This is a genomic window from Bifidobacterium tibiigranuli (assembly GCF_009371885.1).
GTDB lineage: Bacteria > Actinomycetota > Actinomycetes > Actinomycetales > Bifidobacteriaceae > Bifidobacterium > Bifidobacterium tibiigranuli.
This window is the reverse complement of the sequence record NZ_QLZA01000015.1, coordinates 18,285-35,569: the sequence shown is the minus strand read 5'-3', so window position 1 is coordinate 35,569 and position 17,285 is coordinate 18,285. Positions and strand designations below refer to the sequence as shown.

13 protein-coding genes and 1 tRNA gene are annotated in these 17,285 nt (G+C 55.7%); 2 read left to right on the top strand and 12 right to left on the bottom strand.

From position 1 onward, the window contains the following. The 5 genes from DDF78_RS11400 to DDF78_RS11380 all read right to left on the bottom strand — a co-directional run. Positions 1 to 798 (bottom strand): restriction endonuclease subunit S (locus DDF78_RS11400; protein ID WP_152587874.1); only part of this gene is annotated, 798 nt, incomplete at its 3' end. 45 nt (positions 799 to 843) lie between these two features. After that, positions 844 to 4,098, bottom strand: a complete 3,255-nt coding sequence (locus tag DDF78_RS11395; RefSeq protein WP_152581041.1) for a type I restriction endonuclease subunit R — start codon at positions 4,096 to 4,098, stop codon at positions 844 to 846. Beyond that, entirely contained in the window at positions 4,095 to 4,706 is a 612-nt protein-coding gene (locus DDF78_RS11390; RefSeq protein WP_152581040.1) for a restriction endonuclease subunit S domain-containing protein, read from the bottom strand. The genes DDF78_RS11395 and DDF78_RS11390 overlap by 4 nt, the downstream gene beginning before the upstream one ends. A 344-nt stretch (positions 4,707 to 5,050) precedes the next feature. After that, the gene (locus DDF78_RS11385) at positions 5,051 to 5,989 is read right to left on the bottom strand and encodes a restriction endonuclease (RefSeq protein ID WP_152581039.1); all 939 of its coding nucleotides are present in this window, start codon (positions 5,987 to 5,989) and stop codon (positions 5,051 to 5,053) included. 319 nt (positions 5,990 to 6,308) lie between these two features. After that, a complete protein-coding gene (locus DDF78_RS11380; protein WP_152581038.1) occupies positions 6,309 to 7,679 on the bottom strand; it encodes an FAD-dependent oxidoreductase in 1,371 nt (456 codons plus the stop codon). A 682-nt stretch (positions 7,680 to 8,361) separates the two neighbouring features. On the opposite strand from DDF78_RS11380, the gene DDF78_RS11375 reads away from it, so the two are divergent. Then, positions 8,362 to 8,433: transfer RNA gene (locus DDF78_RS11375), tRNA-Glu, on the top strand. A 254-nt stretch (positions 8,434 to 8,687) separates the two neighbouring features. Here DDF78_RS11375 and DDF78_RS11370 read toward each other — a convergent pair. From DDF78_RS11370 to trmB, 7 genes are all read right to left on the bottom strand, one after another. After that, positions 8,688 to 9,242 carry a hypothetical protein gene (locus DDF78_RS11370; protein WP_152581037.1) on the bottom strand — a complete coding sequence of 185 codons (555 nt, stop codon included), beginning with the start codon at positions 9,240 to 9,242 and terminating at the stop codon, positions 8,688 to 8,690. Then, positions 9,235 to 9,621, bottom strand: coding sequence for a hypothetical protein (locus DDF78_RS11365; RefSeq protein ID WP_033513772.1), 387 nt, complete (start codon positions 9,619 to 9,621; stop codon positions 9,235 to 9,237). Before DDF78_RS11365 ends, DDF78_RS11370 begins: the two co-directional genes overlap by 8 nt. Positions 9,622 to 9,861: 240 nt before the next feature. Continuing rightward, complete coding sequence (locus DDF78_RS11360) at positions 9,862 to 11,103, bottom strand: YfjI family protein (RefSeq protein ID WP_152581036.1); 1,242 nt, start codon at positions 11,101 to 11,103, stop codon at positions 9,862 to 9,864. Between the two features lie 70 nt (positions 11,104 to 11,173). Further along, positions 11,174 to 11,338 carry a hypothetical protein gene (locus DDF78_RS11780; RefSeq protein WP_154677515.1) on the bottom strand — a complete coding sequence of 55 codons (165 nt, stop codon included), beginning with the start codon at positions 11,336 to 11,338 and terminating at the stop codon, positions 11,174 to 11,176. Positions 11,339 to 11,882: 544 nt separating this feature from the next. Beyond that, positions 11,883 to 12,131, bottom strand: a complete 249-nt coding sequence (locus DDF78_RS11355; protein ID WP_152581035.1) for a helix-turn-helix domain-containing protein — start codon at positions 12,129 to 12,131, stop codon at positions 11,883 to 11,885. A 727-nt stretch (positions 12,132 to 12,858) separates the two neighbouring features. Next, positions 12,859 to 14,073 (bottom strand): tyrosine-type recombinase/integrase, encoded by a 1,215-nt coding sequence (locus DDF78_RS11350; RefSeq protein ID WP_152581034.1) that lies wholly within the window; start codon positions 14,071 to 14,073, stop codon positions 12,859 to 12,861. A 405-nt stretch (positions 14,074 to 14,478) separates the two neighbouring features. Then, positions 14,479 to 15,399: a tRNA (guanosine(46)-N7)-methyltransferase TrmB gene (gene trmB, locus DDF78_RS11345; RefSeq protein WP_152581147.1), complete on the bottom strand. Its 921-nt coding sequence runs from the start codon at positions 15,397 to 15,399 to the stop codon at positions 14,479 to 14,481. A gap of 614 nt (positions 15,400 to 16,013) precedes the next feature. Between trmB and galE the strand changes: the two genes are divergently transcribed. Then, positions 16,014 to 17,024, top strand: a complete 1,011-nt coding sequence (gene galE / locus DDF78_RS11340; protein WP_152581033.1) for a UDP-glucose 4-epimerase GalE — start codon at positions 16,014 to 16,016, stop codon at positions 17,022 to 17,024. Positions 17,025 to 17,285 lie beyond the last annotated feature (261 nt).

Sequence of the window (17,285 nt, the reverse complement as noted above, 5' to 3'; positions counted from 1 at the left end):
CTGATACCGATCAGTCTTAGGAGTAACACCATTTTCGACAGTAAACGACACTAGCGGATAGCTATTGCTTTGAGAGCGTTGTGAGTTCCGCTCTTCCAGCAAATCCCCCAGCTTCCGCTGTTCCCAATCATCAGTGAAGCCAGGGAAACGAATTTCGGGATATGCTTCACCCTGCTTCGGGAACATTTCTTGAAGCAACCCTTTCTTCAACAAATCGAGATGCGAAAGCTTACGCCGGTGAACAGCGATGAGGTCGTCTACATCTCTCAATAATCGAGCGATTTTTTTTTGTTCTTCGACAGAAGGCAATAAAAATTTGATACCCGTAAAGTCATCAAAGTTAATGTTCAATAACCCATCCATACGAGCTCCTGATGAAACCAATTTACCAAGCTCTTTGTCGGGACGTTTTGTATCAAACAAATACTCGATGAAATCGGCAATCGCTAGTTCATTTGTTTGAAAACTATGATAAACATGTGGCACAAGAGCTTCTTCATACGTTCTTAGCTCAAAAACTGCACCAAACTTCGCCAGTTTTGAATTTCCGTGATTGTATGAAAGTTGTCCTTTTTTCAGTAATGTATACTTTTTCTGTTCTTTACCGGCTATATTTCCTGAAAACCGTTCACACTGGTCAAGCCAACCACTCCCCGCTGAAATAGTGAGAGTCGGTAAATCCATTCTTCCGTCATTTCCTCGTACCCTTTCACTAACTTCTGACAACTTCCGCTGTTCCCAAGCATCAGTAAAACTAGGGAACCGCAACTTAGGTACTCGCGCTTGTTCTTCGGTCATTTCGTCCTTCTCTCACCAAGCATCAACATATGCATCGAATATCCTTTACTCTCCAACAGTCCCGGTTTGAATCAGATCATCCGCCAACGCATAGATCGCCTCGCGCAATCCACTGCGGTACTTGATCTTCGACAAATGCTGAACGCCTTCGTCGTGGGCCAATGAACGGTAATCATTGCTGCCCTGAGCGACAATTTCGCGAATCTGGCCTGTATCATCCAAATCCTGCATGTCATAATGATGTCTGCTGAACAGCTCACGCATCTTAGCGCTGCTGATGACATCGACGATGCCCCACTTGATTCTGAAATCCTGAAGCTGCCTGAGCAGTGTCACCGTATTGGCGTGACGAATGGTCTTCTGGGCGTCATCGCTGCTCTTGAACTTGACCGGGTAACTCACGTCAGAAGAATCCGTAGGGTAATCGCCGCGCGCAATGGCGTCCGCCGCGTTGACAATCTGGTTGGCGTACTGCCGGTCTTCCAACCCATTAGCGAATTGCCTGATCTTCTCCTGCGTGTCGGCAGCATCGTCATGACGGCCTTCATGCACTTCGTTCAGCAACTGCTCAATAAGCTCCGTGAGGTAGTCATAATCAACTTTCACGTCCTTGATATGGGTCATGCGAAAGTCGATTTGCGGGAGAGGAATCTTCTTTCTTTCGGCTATACGCTGTTTGAGGTCATTGGCGAGCGCAACGGTCAACGTCTTCTCCTGCTCGGCCGTCATGCCCAGCGCAATAATCAAACCATCAGGCGAATCGTAGTCGAATCCGGTCATCTCCCCGTCGATCTGATCGGGCGTGAACTGCTTGAGCTGCGCCACACCGGCATTGTATTCACGTAACACGTCAGCCATATAGTCCTGCTGTTTCTCAGAAGCCGGGACCCGCTGGAAATCGTCGGTCAGATCCTGCAGTTTGTCGACTTTGGACTTGACATCTGTCAGCGTCTCATCAAACGTCTTTGCAAGAACGCCTTCTTTCTGCAGCGTCGTCGTCTGCCCTTCCTGCGACAGCTCAGCCGAACTCCTGTTGGCATAAATCACCAGCGCCTTATTCATGAGCTTTTCCGCATACGACGGCCAGCGATAGTTGATGATGCGGCCAAACGGTTTGTCATTCATATCCTCAATACGGTTGGTACGTGAATACGCCTGAATCAGGCCCGCGCCTTTCAGTGTGCGGTCAACATACAAGGTATTGAGTTGTGGTGCGTCAAAACCGGTGAGCAGTTGGTCTACGACGATCACCAAATCAAGATAGTGCTTATCGAATGCCGTCCTATCAAGCCGCGACGTGACGTCCGCCGTATAGCCAGCGATATCGTCCATGCCGAAGGAGGTGCCGAATTCCTTGTTGTATTCCTGCACAGCCTGGGTCAGACCCGTATTGGACTCGACCATATTCTTGTCATTCGTCGTGTTGTAGCTGAAGGTAACGGCAACTTTCAGCACCAGCCCGCCGTTTTGCCGATGCTCAGCATTGACCCGTTGGAACTCCTTGAAATACTTCATCGCCATCGGGGTGCTTGCCGCTCCCCCGCCGACATGCGTAGTGAACAAAGCATTGTATTTGCCTTCATTCGAGCGATTGCGCCAGTTCTTGAAAATGTCTGCGACCACGAGCCCGATGTGCTCATTGTTGTTGTCGTAGAAGCTGGGTTCCACGGCGTCATCCATATCGTCCTGAGTCAGATTCGTTATCTTGTTCTGAATCTGCGCTTCGGTCCAATTTGGATGGCGACCATGATAGAAGCCGGGCAGATACTTCTCTTTCATTTTGTCTTCGTCGATTGTGGTGCGGAAATCGACTTTGAAGCCCAAGACATTACGATCGGCAATTGCCTCACGAATCGTATATGCGTGCAGCAGCGGCCCGAAAATATCCTCGGTTCGCACGCCGGTGGCGGTTTCGTCGAACATAGGCGTACCCGTGTACCCGACCCATGCTGAGCGCGGGAATTTCTTCTGAATATTCTTGAACGAACCGCCGCCGGTCGAACGATGAGCCTCATCGACCACGAAAACGATATTCTTGTCAGGAGCCTTGAACGAATTGCGCTTGACCAGCGTATCGAGCTTCTGCACGGAAGTGACGATGATGCCGCCATCCTTGGACTTGAGCTTACGACTCAGATCGTTGGTGTTATTCGTGTCTTTCACACTGCCAATCGCATCCTCGCCAGCATCGGGATCATATGCCTGATACTTGTTCAGCGTCTGCTTCGTCAACGCGATACGGTCGACAAGAAATACGACCTTGTCGACATTCGGCAGGCGGCTCGTCAACCATGCCGTTTTGAAGCTCGTGATGGTCTTCCCTGAGCCGGTGGTGTGCCAGACGTAGCCGATTTTATTGGTCGCGGTCTCAAAATCCGCGTACTTAAGCTTGCTCAAGACCCGCTGCGTGGCATATACCTGATACGGGCGCATCGCCTTGATCATCTGCTTGTTCGGCGTACCGTCCAGGATCATGAAATTCGTTGCCATCTGGTGAGCCATAGGGATTGACAGCATGGAATCGGCGAAACCGCGCCATTGCCGCACCGGCTCATTGTCGCTCTCGCGCTGCCAGCGGAAAGCAAAATCCTTATTGAACTGATCTGCGGTCGTGTTCGCCATGTATTTCGTATCGTTCGGCGTCATAGCCACAAGAATCTGCAGTGTGGAGAAGATATCGTGATACTGATTCTCCACGATATACTGCTCCATCTGATTGATTGCCTCGTTGACGTCGTGCGTATCGCACTTCTCTTCGATCTGGATAATCGGAAGTCCGTTGATAAGCAAGGTCGTATCGAATCGACGATCTTTCATTCCTGCGATGACCGCAGGACGCTCGATCTGATTCACCACTTGGTAGATCGTGTCCCCTGCGCCGATCTGCTTCTGGTCGAACACTGTAAGAAATACATGACGGCCATCGTCCAGATCCACTTCGATCTGCGAAACACCGTTGAGACCGTACAGGAACTGGCCCGCCTGATACGGAGTACTCAGGTTCGAAATCGTGTTCCTGACTTGGGCGAATTCAACGACGCTGAGCGGATGATCAAGCGTGTTTTGATTATGCCTTTCAAGAATCGCCTTGAAATTCGCCCATAGCTGCTCGGTCGTTTTGATATGCGGCTCGTAGTTCCAGAACTTTGTTGTAGAGAGGTAGTTAGAAGTCTTGTGCACCTGACCCGATGTTGAGCCTGACCCCAAAATCTGCGCCTTCGACAGACCATTCCTGCAGAGGTATTGAATAAGGTCCTCTTCGAACCTGTTCTCACTGTGGTCATTCTGGTCGACGGTCATTGCAGAGCTTCTTTCATCATGTTGAGAATAAGAATGGATGAATTGTCGGCGACTCGATGGCGGAGCGCCGCAAGTCGTAGCTGATCGAAATATACGTTGCCGAGGAGCTGTTGCGTCTCGAACGGCGGCTGCTGCTGCAGCTTCAGTTCACTAAGCTGCTTGACGGTATATTTCAGCACTTGCGAGCCTTGGAGACCCCGGTGCAACTGCCTATTGAGATTCGCATCATTGTTGATCAGATAGACAAGATACCGTGCGGCAATCGCTTCTTCGCGCTTGCTGGCATGCAGAGTAATTTTCACGTAGTTCTGCGTATACAGCAGGCCGGCGTGGTTGCGACGAATTATAGCAGCTTCTCCCGAAATGAGGCTGAATATAATGTCGCCCTCGCTCAGCGTTTTTACCGAATCGTTCGTATGAACTTGCTTTCGGGCATTGCGTGCAGATGATCCTGTATCATGCCGCGAATCGATCCCCGTAAGATCGTCCGCGATATCGGACTGCTCATAGAACTTATATACAGGAGTATTCGGAGCGGCAGACTCAGTGATTCTGAATTGCGGAGAGCCGCTCGTCAGCTCAGCTATGTCACTCAGGTGTTTCGCCATGCTGCCTGCCCGCCTTCCTGCCTACCGTTCATTTGCATTAAGTGTATCACACTTTATTCAGTGCCTTCTGAAAATTACAAAATATATTGATGTACGATAAATGCTCTACTTGCAATCGGAACGCTTGCTTTGCCGAATATGCTCTCAAACCAGGCTCTCAGATTCAACAAATGGCGAAGCTGGTTCCCGCCATACGTATTCTCGAGAATCGCCATCTACCAGATTCACACACAACCTATGACTGCCACCATTTCTGAAAGCCTCATACATAACTGAAGTGCACCCCAAGTGACGATCCCCGTTGACCGTACAAATAGGATTTGGAAACCACCGAGGCAAACCCCTCACACAAAGAAATCCTCATCGAGCCCAACGACCCGATACGCATGCGTCACCTGGACGCCGACTTCGTATCTGATCATGAGCTGGGTGAGTTGATGCCCGTCAATGAGTATGACTCGCGTGGGCACATTGCGTGCATATTCGACCGCACCTTTTGAGAAGGTATTGGTCGTGATAAACAGGCCACGATCCGCCTTCCCGCTCAACGCGCCAACAAAGCTCTGAACCTCAGGGCGCTCGACAGTGTTCGATCGCGAATATCGTTTTGCCTGCACGAAAATCTGGTTCAGCCCGAGAGCATCCTGATCAATGACCCCGTCGATGCCGCCGTCATTGGTCAGCTGCGTGACTGTGCCCTTGCCATGAGCACCGCCGTATCCCATAGCTAGAAGAAGATCGACGACGGTCTTCTCGAAGAACGCAGGCTCCTTTCCCTGCAACCGCGACAGCAACGCCGCCGATACTTCATCATTGATGCGTGCGATGCCCTGCTGTATTTGTTCGATAGGATCGAGGCGCGTATCTGTGTCGGTTCCCACGGCATTGCCATCAGCATCAGCGTCGTCGGCAACGCCGAACGTTCCCGTCGATTTCTTCGTCACCCACCACTGATCGTCTGGTTTCGCAAGCAATCGCAGATCCTTTTCCCCGATTCCCTGAGGATGCGAACGCAGCAACTCCCGGCCCTTTTCGGTGATGCAATACTGCGCGCGTGCAGGACGATCTATAGCGTCGACACGATTCAGATACGAAATCGACCAGCCGATTCGGTTCTGCGCTATTGAATCGCCATTAGCCAACGTGACTGAACGCTGCTCATCATCAAGGTTCGCAAGGGACAAAACCACTTTGCATAAATCACGCCGTGCGAAAACAGCGCCAGAAGCCAAAGCCTTCAATACGAAGACATTGAAACCCTCCCACGACGGCACCGTATTCATCTTGCAGCCTCCGACTCCACTTTCGTCCAAGCCTCATCAGTTTGATTCTCACAGCCGGTGCTCACTTTACTCCCACTCAGCCATCACAGGTATAGGCAGTAAACGCAGCCTAAATGCTCCGCAAAACATGACGCCGGAACGCCAAACAAAACGCCGCGCAGCGTCGCCAAAACCGAAGATATTTTAATCCGGTTCTAGCGGCGCAACACGGCAACAGTATTTGCATGTTCCCAGATATTTGCATATACGCGCGTCTGCTACTTCACAGCGTCATTTCCCCTACACGCGATGCAAAGCGACATAGCATCGGAAAACCCGTTCACCTCCCAATCCCCCGCGCCGCCTGCTGCGCGGCGATGTTGATGATGCTCCAAGGGCGGTTGAGACCGGGCTGGAAGAAGAAGTCGGCGTAGGCCAGGTCTTGCACGGTTGCGTGCAGCTGGATAGCGAGCGCGATCGTGTTGATGTTGGCGGTGACGTTCTGGGTGCTCATGATCTGGGCGCCGAGCACACGGCCGTCTTCGGGCGCATAGGTCAGCTTGAAGTACACGGGGGCGTTGCCCGCGTCGTCGGGCACGAATGGCGGACGGTAGAGGTCTCCGACGAAGACGGATTTCGCGGTGACGCCGTAATCCGAGGCCGTGTACTCCTTGATGCCGGTGGAAGCGAACTTGTACTCGAACACGGACAGCGCCGACGAACCGGATACCGGGGTGAACGATACGTCTTCGCCGAGCGCGTTCCGCGCGGCGATTCTGCCTTGCCTGCGAGCATTGGTGGCCAGCGCGATATGCGCCTTGCCGCCGGTCGGGGCGAAACGGACTTCGGTGGCGTCGCCGACCGCATAGATATCGGCCACGCTCGTCGCCTGATGATCGTCCACAACAATCAATCCATGCTCGTCGCGCTCCACCACGCCATCAAGCCAATCGGTGTTGGCGCGCACGCCGGCCGATTCGATGACCAGATCCGCCGGATACGTTGCCTTATCGGTGACGACTCGCGCAATCTTGCCGTCAACACCTTCGAAACGCTGCACGCGCTGACCGGTGGCCGGCGTAATGCCGTGCTCGCTGAGCGTGTCAGCGAGGATATCGGTGAACTCGGAATCCAGATACGCGGCCAGCACTCTGGACTGCATCTCGATGACGGTAACGCGCTTGCCCGCTTTGGCAAACACCTCGGCGGCTTCGATGCCGATGTAGCCCGCGCCGATGATCACCACGTCGTTGATATCCGGGTTGACCGTGGCCGCCTTGAGCTTGATGGCCCAATCCCGACCGCGCATCGCATAGATATTCGCCAGATCATTGCCTTCGACGGGGATGCTGGCCGGCACCGCGCCCGGGCTGAGGATGAGCCTGTCATAGGACTCGTCACGCTCGTCGCCTGTGGCATGGTCGACGACATGCACACTGTACCGCGTCGCAGCCACCGAAACGACCTCCTGCTGCGTGAACACATGCACGCCTTTGGCGCTCTCGCCCTCCTCGGTGGCGTACCTGACCGAATTGACGTCCTTGACGACACCCTCAAGATACAGCTGCATGCCGCACGAGAGGAAGGACAGGAACGATCCCTTCTCATACCATTGAATCTCGGCGTCCGGGGCATCCTGCAGCACTTGCTGCACAGCCTCGTACCCGCCATGCGATGACCCGACAACGATGATCTTCTTCGGTTCGCTCATATAAGAACCTCTTCTACTATATTGTTGTTATTTATTGTTGTATTTTGTATTTTCTCTGTTTGATTTGTCTGACATGACTCTGCCATGACTTTCGCAGTTCCAGCCGTCGCAGGCACCGCAGGTAGGGACCACTTTTACGTTTTACGCACAGACTGTTGCAACCGGCAAGCGCCGTCGCCCGCAGCCATATCTGTTCATGCAGCCGGCAAACATATCGTCATCGACTGCGCACTATGTTGTATTATCCCGTGACAAATCACCGAATCAATGCGATGATCCCAGAGCAATTGCCACACCTTTCACGGTAACCAAAGTTTCGCATTAGTCAATGCGAAAATGGCTTGACGGTGTCCCACGGGCTCGCTGGATTCCGGTCTGCACCCTTGTGATGATTCATGAAAGCCTGCACGCGACTTCCGCGCCACGCCAGCCGACGCAATTTCGTTTCTTCCATGAGCGAAATCCCTTGACGCGGTCATCGGGAGCATTGGATGGCTGCGCCGTCGCAGCTTCACGCGTTGCGGCAACGCCATTGTCGGGCGTACTGTTCCTGCGATGCTGTCGAGACTGTGGCGAGCACCGGCGGAAGATACCAACCACCGCCCGACACCGCCCAATATCGAACGACAACACGCCGTCTTGCGCCCAGCTGCGCAATTATGTAAGATAGGCGAGTTTGTTAGCCCCCTTCGTCTAACGGTTAGGACACCAGACTTTCAATCTGACAACGAGAGTTCGACTCTCTCAGGGGGTACTGTCTAGAGGCACAAGGCCTCCCGGCCTGTTCAACAGAACACTTCGGGAGGTCTCGTGGGTCTTAGCTGGGTTTAGTTGTACCAACGACGTGTTTTCATATGCCCATCTCATACGCCCGCTTGCGCTCGCCTACTATCTTGCTTCGTAGATAGCGTGTGGGCGTCGATACCGGGCTTCTGCGGGCATGGCGAAGGCCCCGCGACCAATCGGCTGGGATTGATGCACGGGGCCGTTACAGCCGCGCGTCGGCTATCATTCATCGCGTTCGGGGCGTCCCCCGGCATGCACGGTGATGAACCTGCCGCGCTCGCGATCGTCCGGGTCCTCCAGCACCATGAGCGTGTTACCGTTCCGGGGGTCGATCACCCACCCCGGCAGCGCATCGCCATTAGGCGGGTACTTCACGGAGGCGATGTAGTTCACCTCCCCACTGCCAAGCCGTTCCGCAACGTCGGGGTTGAGCACGTCCGGCATGGTCTCCTGCCTGACCGTCTGGGTCGGTGAGCCGAACACCTGTTGCCAGATGGCAAGCAGCGTCTTCACGCCCATGGCGCTGAGCTGTCCGTCGCCCCTGAAGGCGTTGAGCAGTTGCCTCACGACGAACGGGGTCTTGGGGTCATCGACGATGGCGTTGAAACCGTCCTCGTCCGCGTCCAGCGCCTCGGCCAGTATCTCGGTGGCGTGCCGTTTGGTGGCGTGGGCGAGCGCCGCTGTCCGCTGGTCGCCTGTGGGGTTGGCGTCGGGCTGTCCGAAACGATGTGACCTCGGCGGTTCCGTCCCGCTTCTGGGGCTTCTTCCATTAGTCATCGGTTCCCTTTCTCCGAATCTCACCGGCCTGCGCCGTGTTCAACATCTTCGCTTTCGCCTTTATGGCGTCGAGGTCGAGTAGTGGTGTTGGGGCTGGCATGTCCGTCTGCTCGATACGCTGCACGGGTGGGCCGTACACCTGGTTGATGATGCGCTCCAGCGTGTTCCAGTTCGCATGCATCAGCGCTTCGCCGATCTGCCGGTCGAATAATGGCGCGCCCGGGTCGGCCACGATGGCCTGTATCTCGGCTTCGGTGAGGTAGGTCAATCGCTCCAGCTTGTAGCGTGGGGTGTCTTCTATCCGCCAGTGACTGCCACCGTAGGGTTTGTTGCCTCGCTTGGCTCCGAATCTCGTGTCCGGGCTTGGATTATGGTTCATGCTTGTTTCCTTTCCCGTATCCCTCGTTCATGGATACCGTTTGTTGTGTGGACTATATAACCATCACGATTGCCTGTTAGAGACGTTAGAGTGTTAGACACGTTGCAATCATTGGGGTTTCGTGTTAGAGAGCATATGTTAGAGCGTTAGATGGTGTCTAACACACTATTTTCTCTCTAACATGCCGGAACCATTGCGGGAGAACGGCTCTAACGCTCTAACGCTCTAACATGCATATCGTCATGAGGACAATGCCCACATCTTGTTCGATGTCCTGTCGCCATCCAGAATCATGTCGAGTTCACCCGCCTCATATAGCGCTTCGATGGCGTCGTAGGCCGACTTCCCGTTGCGTCCAAGCATTCGGGATATGTCATAGCCCTTGATGCCCTCATGGCCGGGATCGTGACGTTCGAGCTGGCTGAGCACGGAGCGTTTCGCCGTCTCGAGTTTTCTCGACTCAGCTTGCGCCCGTGCCTCGTCGCTGTCTGCGATGTAGTCGGCTTTCTGCCGCTGCATCTCCGAGTGCATGAGCTCCAGACACCGGTCACGCACCCGGGTCGATTCGTCCATGATCTGTCCGGCCAGCTGCCAGTCCTCCACACTCACGGTCATACGACCGTCCATGAGGGCGAGCAGTGCGGAGACCTTGGCTTTCACCTGCATGGCATGCGAGTCGAGCGGCTGGACACCGGCACCGTGCAGCACCGCCAACCGTCGCATATCCGACTCCCTGTACGCTTCGTCCGGGAACCCGAGTTCGATCGTCGTATAGCCCAGTGCGCCGCGTATCGTACCTGCCTGATAGATCGCGTCCAACGTGTTGGGCTGTGGGTCGCAGGGGATGGCCGATAGGTCGCACGGCAGGCTGCCAGCGGGCCGGTCTGGACGATGTTCGGGCGCCTGTAGGTCGATGGTCTCAGCCCACAGAAAGCGCTGAGGCAGTCCCGTACCCACGCCGTCGAACAGGGTGGATGCCGCTGCAGGCTGCACACCAACCGTCAGCCCCAGCCGATACGCATGAGCGGGCACGGTCAGTCGATTACTCTCCATCTTGTTGAACGCGCCCAACGGCTCTCCGCTCCACGCGCTGCACAACGTGGGAAGCACCGTACTGCCCTGGCGACTGCTGGCACCACCCAGAGCGCCGATCTCCTCGATGGACAGCAGCGCTCGGGGCGTCACGCAGTGGATACGTGTCTCGCCCTTATGGCCCCCTTCCTCCTCGGGGATGGGCACACGGTTCGCATAAATGGCAGCCAGCCCCTCACCCGACGCCGGCTGGGTGGTCACCGCGCCACGGATATCCGGCATCAGCTGAGCGGCGGCGGCGCTCGCAATACCCTTGCCACTGCCGGGGCCACCAACCACGGCCACGAACATGTTCAGTGAGCCGGGAGCGGCACCCACCAAGGGTGGCAGCACCACGTTGGGCGGGGCGACTACGCTCACGCGGGTCAGCACATCCACTAGCAGCGTCATGGGCGCTATGCGAGAGGCACGGGCGTAATCGCGAATGTATCGCAGAACCGGGCGGGCTTCAAAAAACTCGTTATTCATGATGCTCACCGGCTTCCAGTTCACGCTCGAACCGATCGATAGCGGCCTCTGCGAGCAATTGCGTGATAATCTCGTCGAGAACATGCTCAAAATCACGGTTACCTGTCAGATTGATGAGACGCACTCTGAGCGCGTTCGTAGTGATATATCCATTCATCGCGCGCCTCCAACCGCGAGGCGTTCCGCTGAGTATGCGAAGTCCCCGCCAGCCATGGCACCGAGAGCGCGATACAATTCCCCACCGGACGGATATGGGCCTACCAACGTGGCGACATGCTCCACGCGGGCGCGCATGTACCCACAGTCCGACAGATCACGAGACGGATACGGAGAGAAGGCCACACGCCGGGCAATCTTCCTGTCGATGGCGTCGGCCTGTAGATTAAGCGAACCGCATGGAGTAACCTCCCCGACACTCATAGTCCACGACTTGGATAGCAGCAGCGCCGTATGTGCCATAGCCACGCTGGGCAGGTCCGCACGGTCGAGAGTGAAACTCACCCGCGTATGCTGAACATATGAGGCGAATACTGCGAGCGCCAACCGTCGGGCCAGCTCCATCTGCTTATCGGAGACAGTAAGACGAGCAGGTCCATAGGCGGTTTCAAGCAGATAATCAATGGTGACATTGAGAACATCACACACTGCGTCTATACTTGAAGGTGTTGTAGGCCTGTGATTCGAAAGAGTTGCGGGCTTTATCATTTCCCTACCGCCTTAGCAGCGGTGACGGCGGCGTCCACTTGGTCTACGGTTAGATGCGCGAACGATGCGATATCTTCGATACGGAATCGAACTGGGCGATTGTCCCTGATGCGTCCGGGGCGAACCACGCCGAGTTTAACCGGCTTAAGTAATCCGGTTGCCACGTAACGCTTGAGGGTTGGGCGTGTGACGCTCAAAACGGACGAAAGATCTGTGAAATTAAGTAGTGGGTTGGCTATTGCCATGATTAATCCCGTTTTATAGGAGGGAATGGCATAAACGGTATGCTTATGCCATCCACTCACTACGTCCTACTGCGACGCCAACGTGGATTTTCCCATCACTCACAGATGGATTACATATTAGTATAGTAGCTCATTAGTGAATGTCAAGGAGATTAATTCTCGGTAAGAAAGTACATCGAGATGAGTGGGTATGCGCCTCGGGACCTGTCACCGGGCGCGTAGTCCCTGAAATGCAAGTCCTCTCCATCCGCCCACTGGGATACCGGCATCTTCTCCAACCCGTCCGCGAATTTCCTCACCTTAAGTATCAGCTTGCCAATGCGCATAGTCCACGTCTTACCGCATGCAGCACACTGGAATGTCACCCCATCAAGCGGAGCGGTCGGCAGCGCCCCAAGTGCAAGCTGAAGACGTGAACCATCATGCAATATCCGACGCCGTTCGTCCGCCGAACGTCCATCGAGAAAATGCGTGTCATGATGCAGAGCGCGTTCACTGCCGTCACCAGCGCGTTGAAAGCGCCTGGAATCAGATTCTCTCACGAATACATCAATCGCATTGCCGCACACGCGCCCGTTACGACGGTTCCCGCACGTGACCACCACGAGGTCCACCGGGTGATGCTCGCTGACGGGGTACTGGCTGCACGTACGCTCAATGTCCCGTATCTGCGCTTCAGACAGGTTCAGCATGCGCCTGTCCGCCTCTGGAATGTGATACCTGCTCATTATGCTTGTTTCCTTTCCTGTGTCGGGAATGGCACCGTCTTGGTTTCCGAATCGGATGGTTTCGGCATGAGGTCTGCCACATCGGCTGACATGCCGTTCACCGGCTCCAAATAGATCAGTGACGCTCGTGCCGTCGCATGCCCCAGAGCACCCTGTAACTGTTTGATGCCCACGCCACGGGCGGCGAGAGCACTACCGAAGAAATGACGTAGGTCATGCCAGTGCATCGGGGTGGTGATACCCGCACTCTTCATCGCCTTGTGCAGTATGCGGCCCCACGTGGCGGTGGACACGTAGCCGTCGCCGCGAGCCGGGCTGAACAGTTTCGAGAGCGGGAACTTGTCCACATACGTGTCAAGATGCCCGCTGACGATAGGCGTCAGCCATTCGGGTAGCGTCAACGTGCGTACTCCCTCGGCGCTCTTGGGCGCTTTCGTAACCCACTTGCCGTTAACATACTGGGCCTGCTTCGATACGCTGATAGTGACACGACCGCCGCTGATACTGACGTCACGACGCTGCAATGCGGATAATTCACCGGCCCGTAGACCGCCATAGGCCGCGATATAGAGTGCGGCACGCCACTTGGGTTCCACATTGTCGATGATCTCCGCAACTTGAGTCGCCGTGGGGGCGTGATGCTCCACACCGGTGATGGAGTGAGTGAGTTCACCCGCCACCGGATTGCGTTTGATGGTGCCGTCCTTGAGCGCTTGGGAGAGGATCGACTTCAGCACGCGTGCCTCGTTGCCCGCGCTCGTGGCCCCGGCCTCCTTGCATCTCTTGGCATGCCATTTACGCACCAATGCGGGTGTGATCGTGGCGAGCGCATACCCGTCGAAATAACTCAGACCATGCCCAAGCATGCGAGTGTCCTCGGCTTTCGTCCTCGGTGCCAGTGGTTTCCCCCTGCCTGTTCGGTGCTGCTGCACCCACGTGGCTGCATAGTCTTTGAATATCGTGGCGTCGATGGTTGCCGGTGGCTGCCATGTCCCCGCTCTCACCTCCGCTTCGGTCTTCGCTCGGTAGCGTTCCGCGTCATCCCGCACGTCGAATACTTTCGACTTGTATCGATGTCCATCAGTCCCCGTGTAAACGGCCCTGTAGTTGCCTGAGGGGAGTTGCTCGACGGTGCCGAAGACGTGACGTCGTTCCGAGCGAGTTCGAGTCCGCCCACCCGCCGTATAGGTGACTGTGGGGCTTTTACGTGCCATGATGCTTACTCTCTCAACGGTTCGAATGGTGTCTAAACCCACGTTAAACCCACGTGGGTCTTAGCTGGGTTTAGAGGACATGTGTTTATGAGCTTTCATCAGCCATTCTAGCACGATGTAATGCCAATAGCGAGTAGGGATAATAGGCCATAGAATGGCTTGAAATAAGGAATGGCGGTATTCCAACGGAATCAACTAATTGCCAGACTTTCAATCTGACAACGAGAGTTCGACTCTCTCAGGGGGTACTTTGCAGGCACGGAACATGTGCCCTTCCGCCGAGAATGAGTACCTATGGCTGTAATTGATGGCAAGTCCCGCCAATTACTCTTGAACATATCTATATCCCTCTCTGTAAACCCAGACATTTTTTACTTTGACATCCGACCGTAACGCCTCTACTCATCACACAGCACGATACGCGAAATCATGGATTATGCGGCCTGCTGTGATGCCTTTCTTCTCGAAGTTGGTCAGCACACGGCCCTCGAATCTCGGCGACTCGGCGAATTCGGCATGCGGCAGGCTCAGGGCTTCGCCGGCGTTTCCCTTGCCGACGTGTTCGAGCGGCAGACTGACCGTAGCGCCGCCTAGGTTTTCGAAATCGACACGATTATCCATGACCTCGTGCACGTGCAGCGCGTAGTCCTCGATGTCGGTGGCGATGCGCCACACGCCACCGGCCACCAGCGTGCGATGAATCTGCGCAGCCAGCTCATCCTGCACGATGCGACGCTTGTGGTGGCGCATCTTGGGCCAGGGATCAGGGAAAAAAGTCCAGACCTCGCCAATCAAGCCATCGTCCGCCGCCGCAAAGAACTCCGGGGCATTGACTTGGGCAATACGCAGATTGGCTAGATCGCGCTTGCCCGCGAGCAGCATCGTGTGCGCCACGCCGGGATCGTAGACCTCAAGCGCGAGGAAATTGGTCTCCGGATTCCCCTGCGCCGCAGCGACGACGTTCTCGCCCTGCCCGGTGCCGATTTCAACAATCAGCGGATGCGCATTGCCCCAATTATCGCGCACAAAATTCTCATCGATGCGCAGTCCTTCGCGTACCGACAGCGAGCCGGGAGCCTGGTTGACATCAAGCAGGTAGCGGTCATGATAACGGTCCCACGCCCGTTGCAGGCGGTCGTCAAGTCGCCCCGAGCGGCGCACGAAGGACAGCACCGGACGGGCCGGGAAGCGCTGTGCCGTTCCGTCTGCGGTCGTTGATCCAATGCGCTCCAACGCGCTGGCTGCGCCGTCAAGCCCGGTTTCCGCACCGTCGGCAGCGTCATTCGCACCGCTTGCACCCGCCACGCCATTCGATGCGTTCACCATGCTGGATTCGCCGCCCATTCCCGATTCACTCATACCGTCCATTTATAGAGGAAGCGGTGGAGCGAGCTTCTTGGCAATGCGGTTTTAGCGACCATTTACGCGCCACGAAAAGGCTCTGCGTAGATGGTGCCGCATAAACGTACCGCGCAGATAAGTCATGCCCCTTTTTGCGCCGCTAATCCACGCTTCACCGTCGCGAAAGGGGTATTGCCTTCCCGATGATGCCCCTTTCGCGACGCTAACCGACAGTTAGCGTCGCGAAAGGGGCAACTCCCGGCAACTCTGTCTTGAATACGACACTTGCTCCCACCAATTGTCATGTTCAAGACATGGTTCTACGCACTCTGTCTTGAACATGACACCAGACCTCGGCTAACGTCACATTCAAGACAGAGTCCCAAAGTACCGATGTCCCAACACCAGCTCTGCCCAAAAATGGCAATGGCCGCTCAATCCAAGAGCGGGGCTACGGTTGGATTGGCTTTTGCGCATTCGTGCGTTCGTGCTATAGTCAAAGTGTACATAAAGTAACAAAATAGTTCATAAGCGAACAATCTCGATAATATTCGGTAGTATCGGGCATTGTCATTACTTATCATCAAGGAAGGTCAGACATGACAGTTCTCGTTACCGGCGGGTGCGGCTACATCGGCGCGCACGTCGTCCATGCGCTCCATGAGGCGGGGCAGAAAGTCGTCGTAGTTGACGATTTGAGCTACGGCAAGCCGACGCGCATCGAAGGCGCGCGCCTATACGGCATGGATATCGCAGCTCCTGAGGCCGGCGAGCGCCTCGCACAGATTCTGCGCGACGAAGAGGTCGACGCGGTCATCCATTTCGCCGCGCGCAAGCAGGTGGGCGAGTCCGTGGAGAAGCCGCTGTGGTACTACCAGCAGAATCTGAACGGCATGCTCAATGTGCTCACCGGCATGGTCGGAGCGGATGTGAAGAAACTCGTGTTCTCCTCCTCAGCCGCGACCTACGGCGTTCCGCCGGTCGACGTGGTGCCCGAGGACGTGGTGCCGATGCTGCCGATCAACCCGTACGGCCAGACCAAGCTCTTCGGCGAGTGGATGGCCCGCGCCTGCGAGGAGCGCTACGGCATCCGCTTCTGCGCGCTGCGCTACTTCAATGTGGCCGGCTGCGGCCCGGTCGAGCTTGAGGATCCCGCAATCCTGAACCTCATCCCGATGCTGCTCGACAAGCTCAGCCAAGGCAAGGCACCGGCCATCTTCGGCGACGACTACCCCACCGAGGACGGCACCTGCGTGCGCGACTACATCCATGTCGCCGATCTGGCCGACGCGCACATCGCCGCGCTGCACTATCTTGAGCGCGACGAACGCAAGTACGACGCCTTCAACGTCGGCACGGGCGAGGGCACTTCGGTACGTCAAATCGTCGACGAACTGCGCAATGTCACTGGCCTGCCGTTCAAGGAAGCTATCAAGCCACGCCGCGCCGGCGACCCGCCGCACCTGATCGGCTCGCCCAAGCGCATCAACGAGGAGATGGGCTGGCACGCGCAGTACGGCGTGCATGACATCGTGCAGTCCGCATGGGACGCGTGGCAGGCCAATCCGGAGCATCACATCGACGTGGAGCACTGGTCGCAGGAAAGCTGAGCTCCCGCAAGCGCTTTGACTGGCCTTCGCGGCTGAAACTAATGATGGTGTCCCCACGCAGTTCGCCTGCGTGGGGACACCATCATTAGTGCCGCATTCAGCTCTATTCGCATGCACATAACGACAAAGCCACCTCATTGCCTGCGACAACTGCCCGTAATAGCTGCCTTATTCGCACGGATACCCACCCGAAACAACCACGAATAAATCTATTAAGCACATTGACAGGAGAAATCGCCCAAGCGGGGCTTTCCACCACAT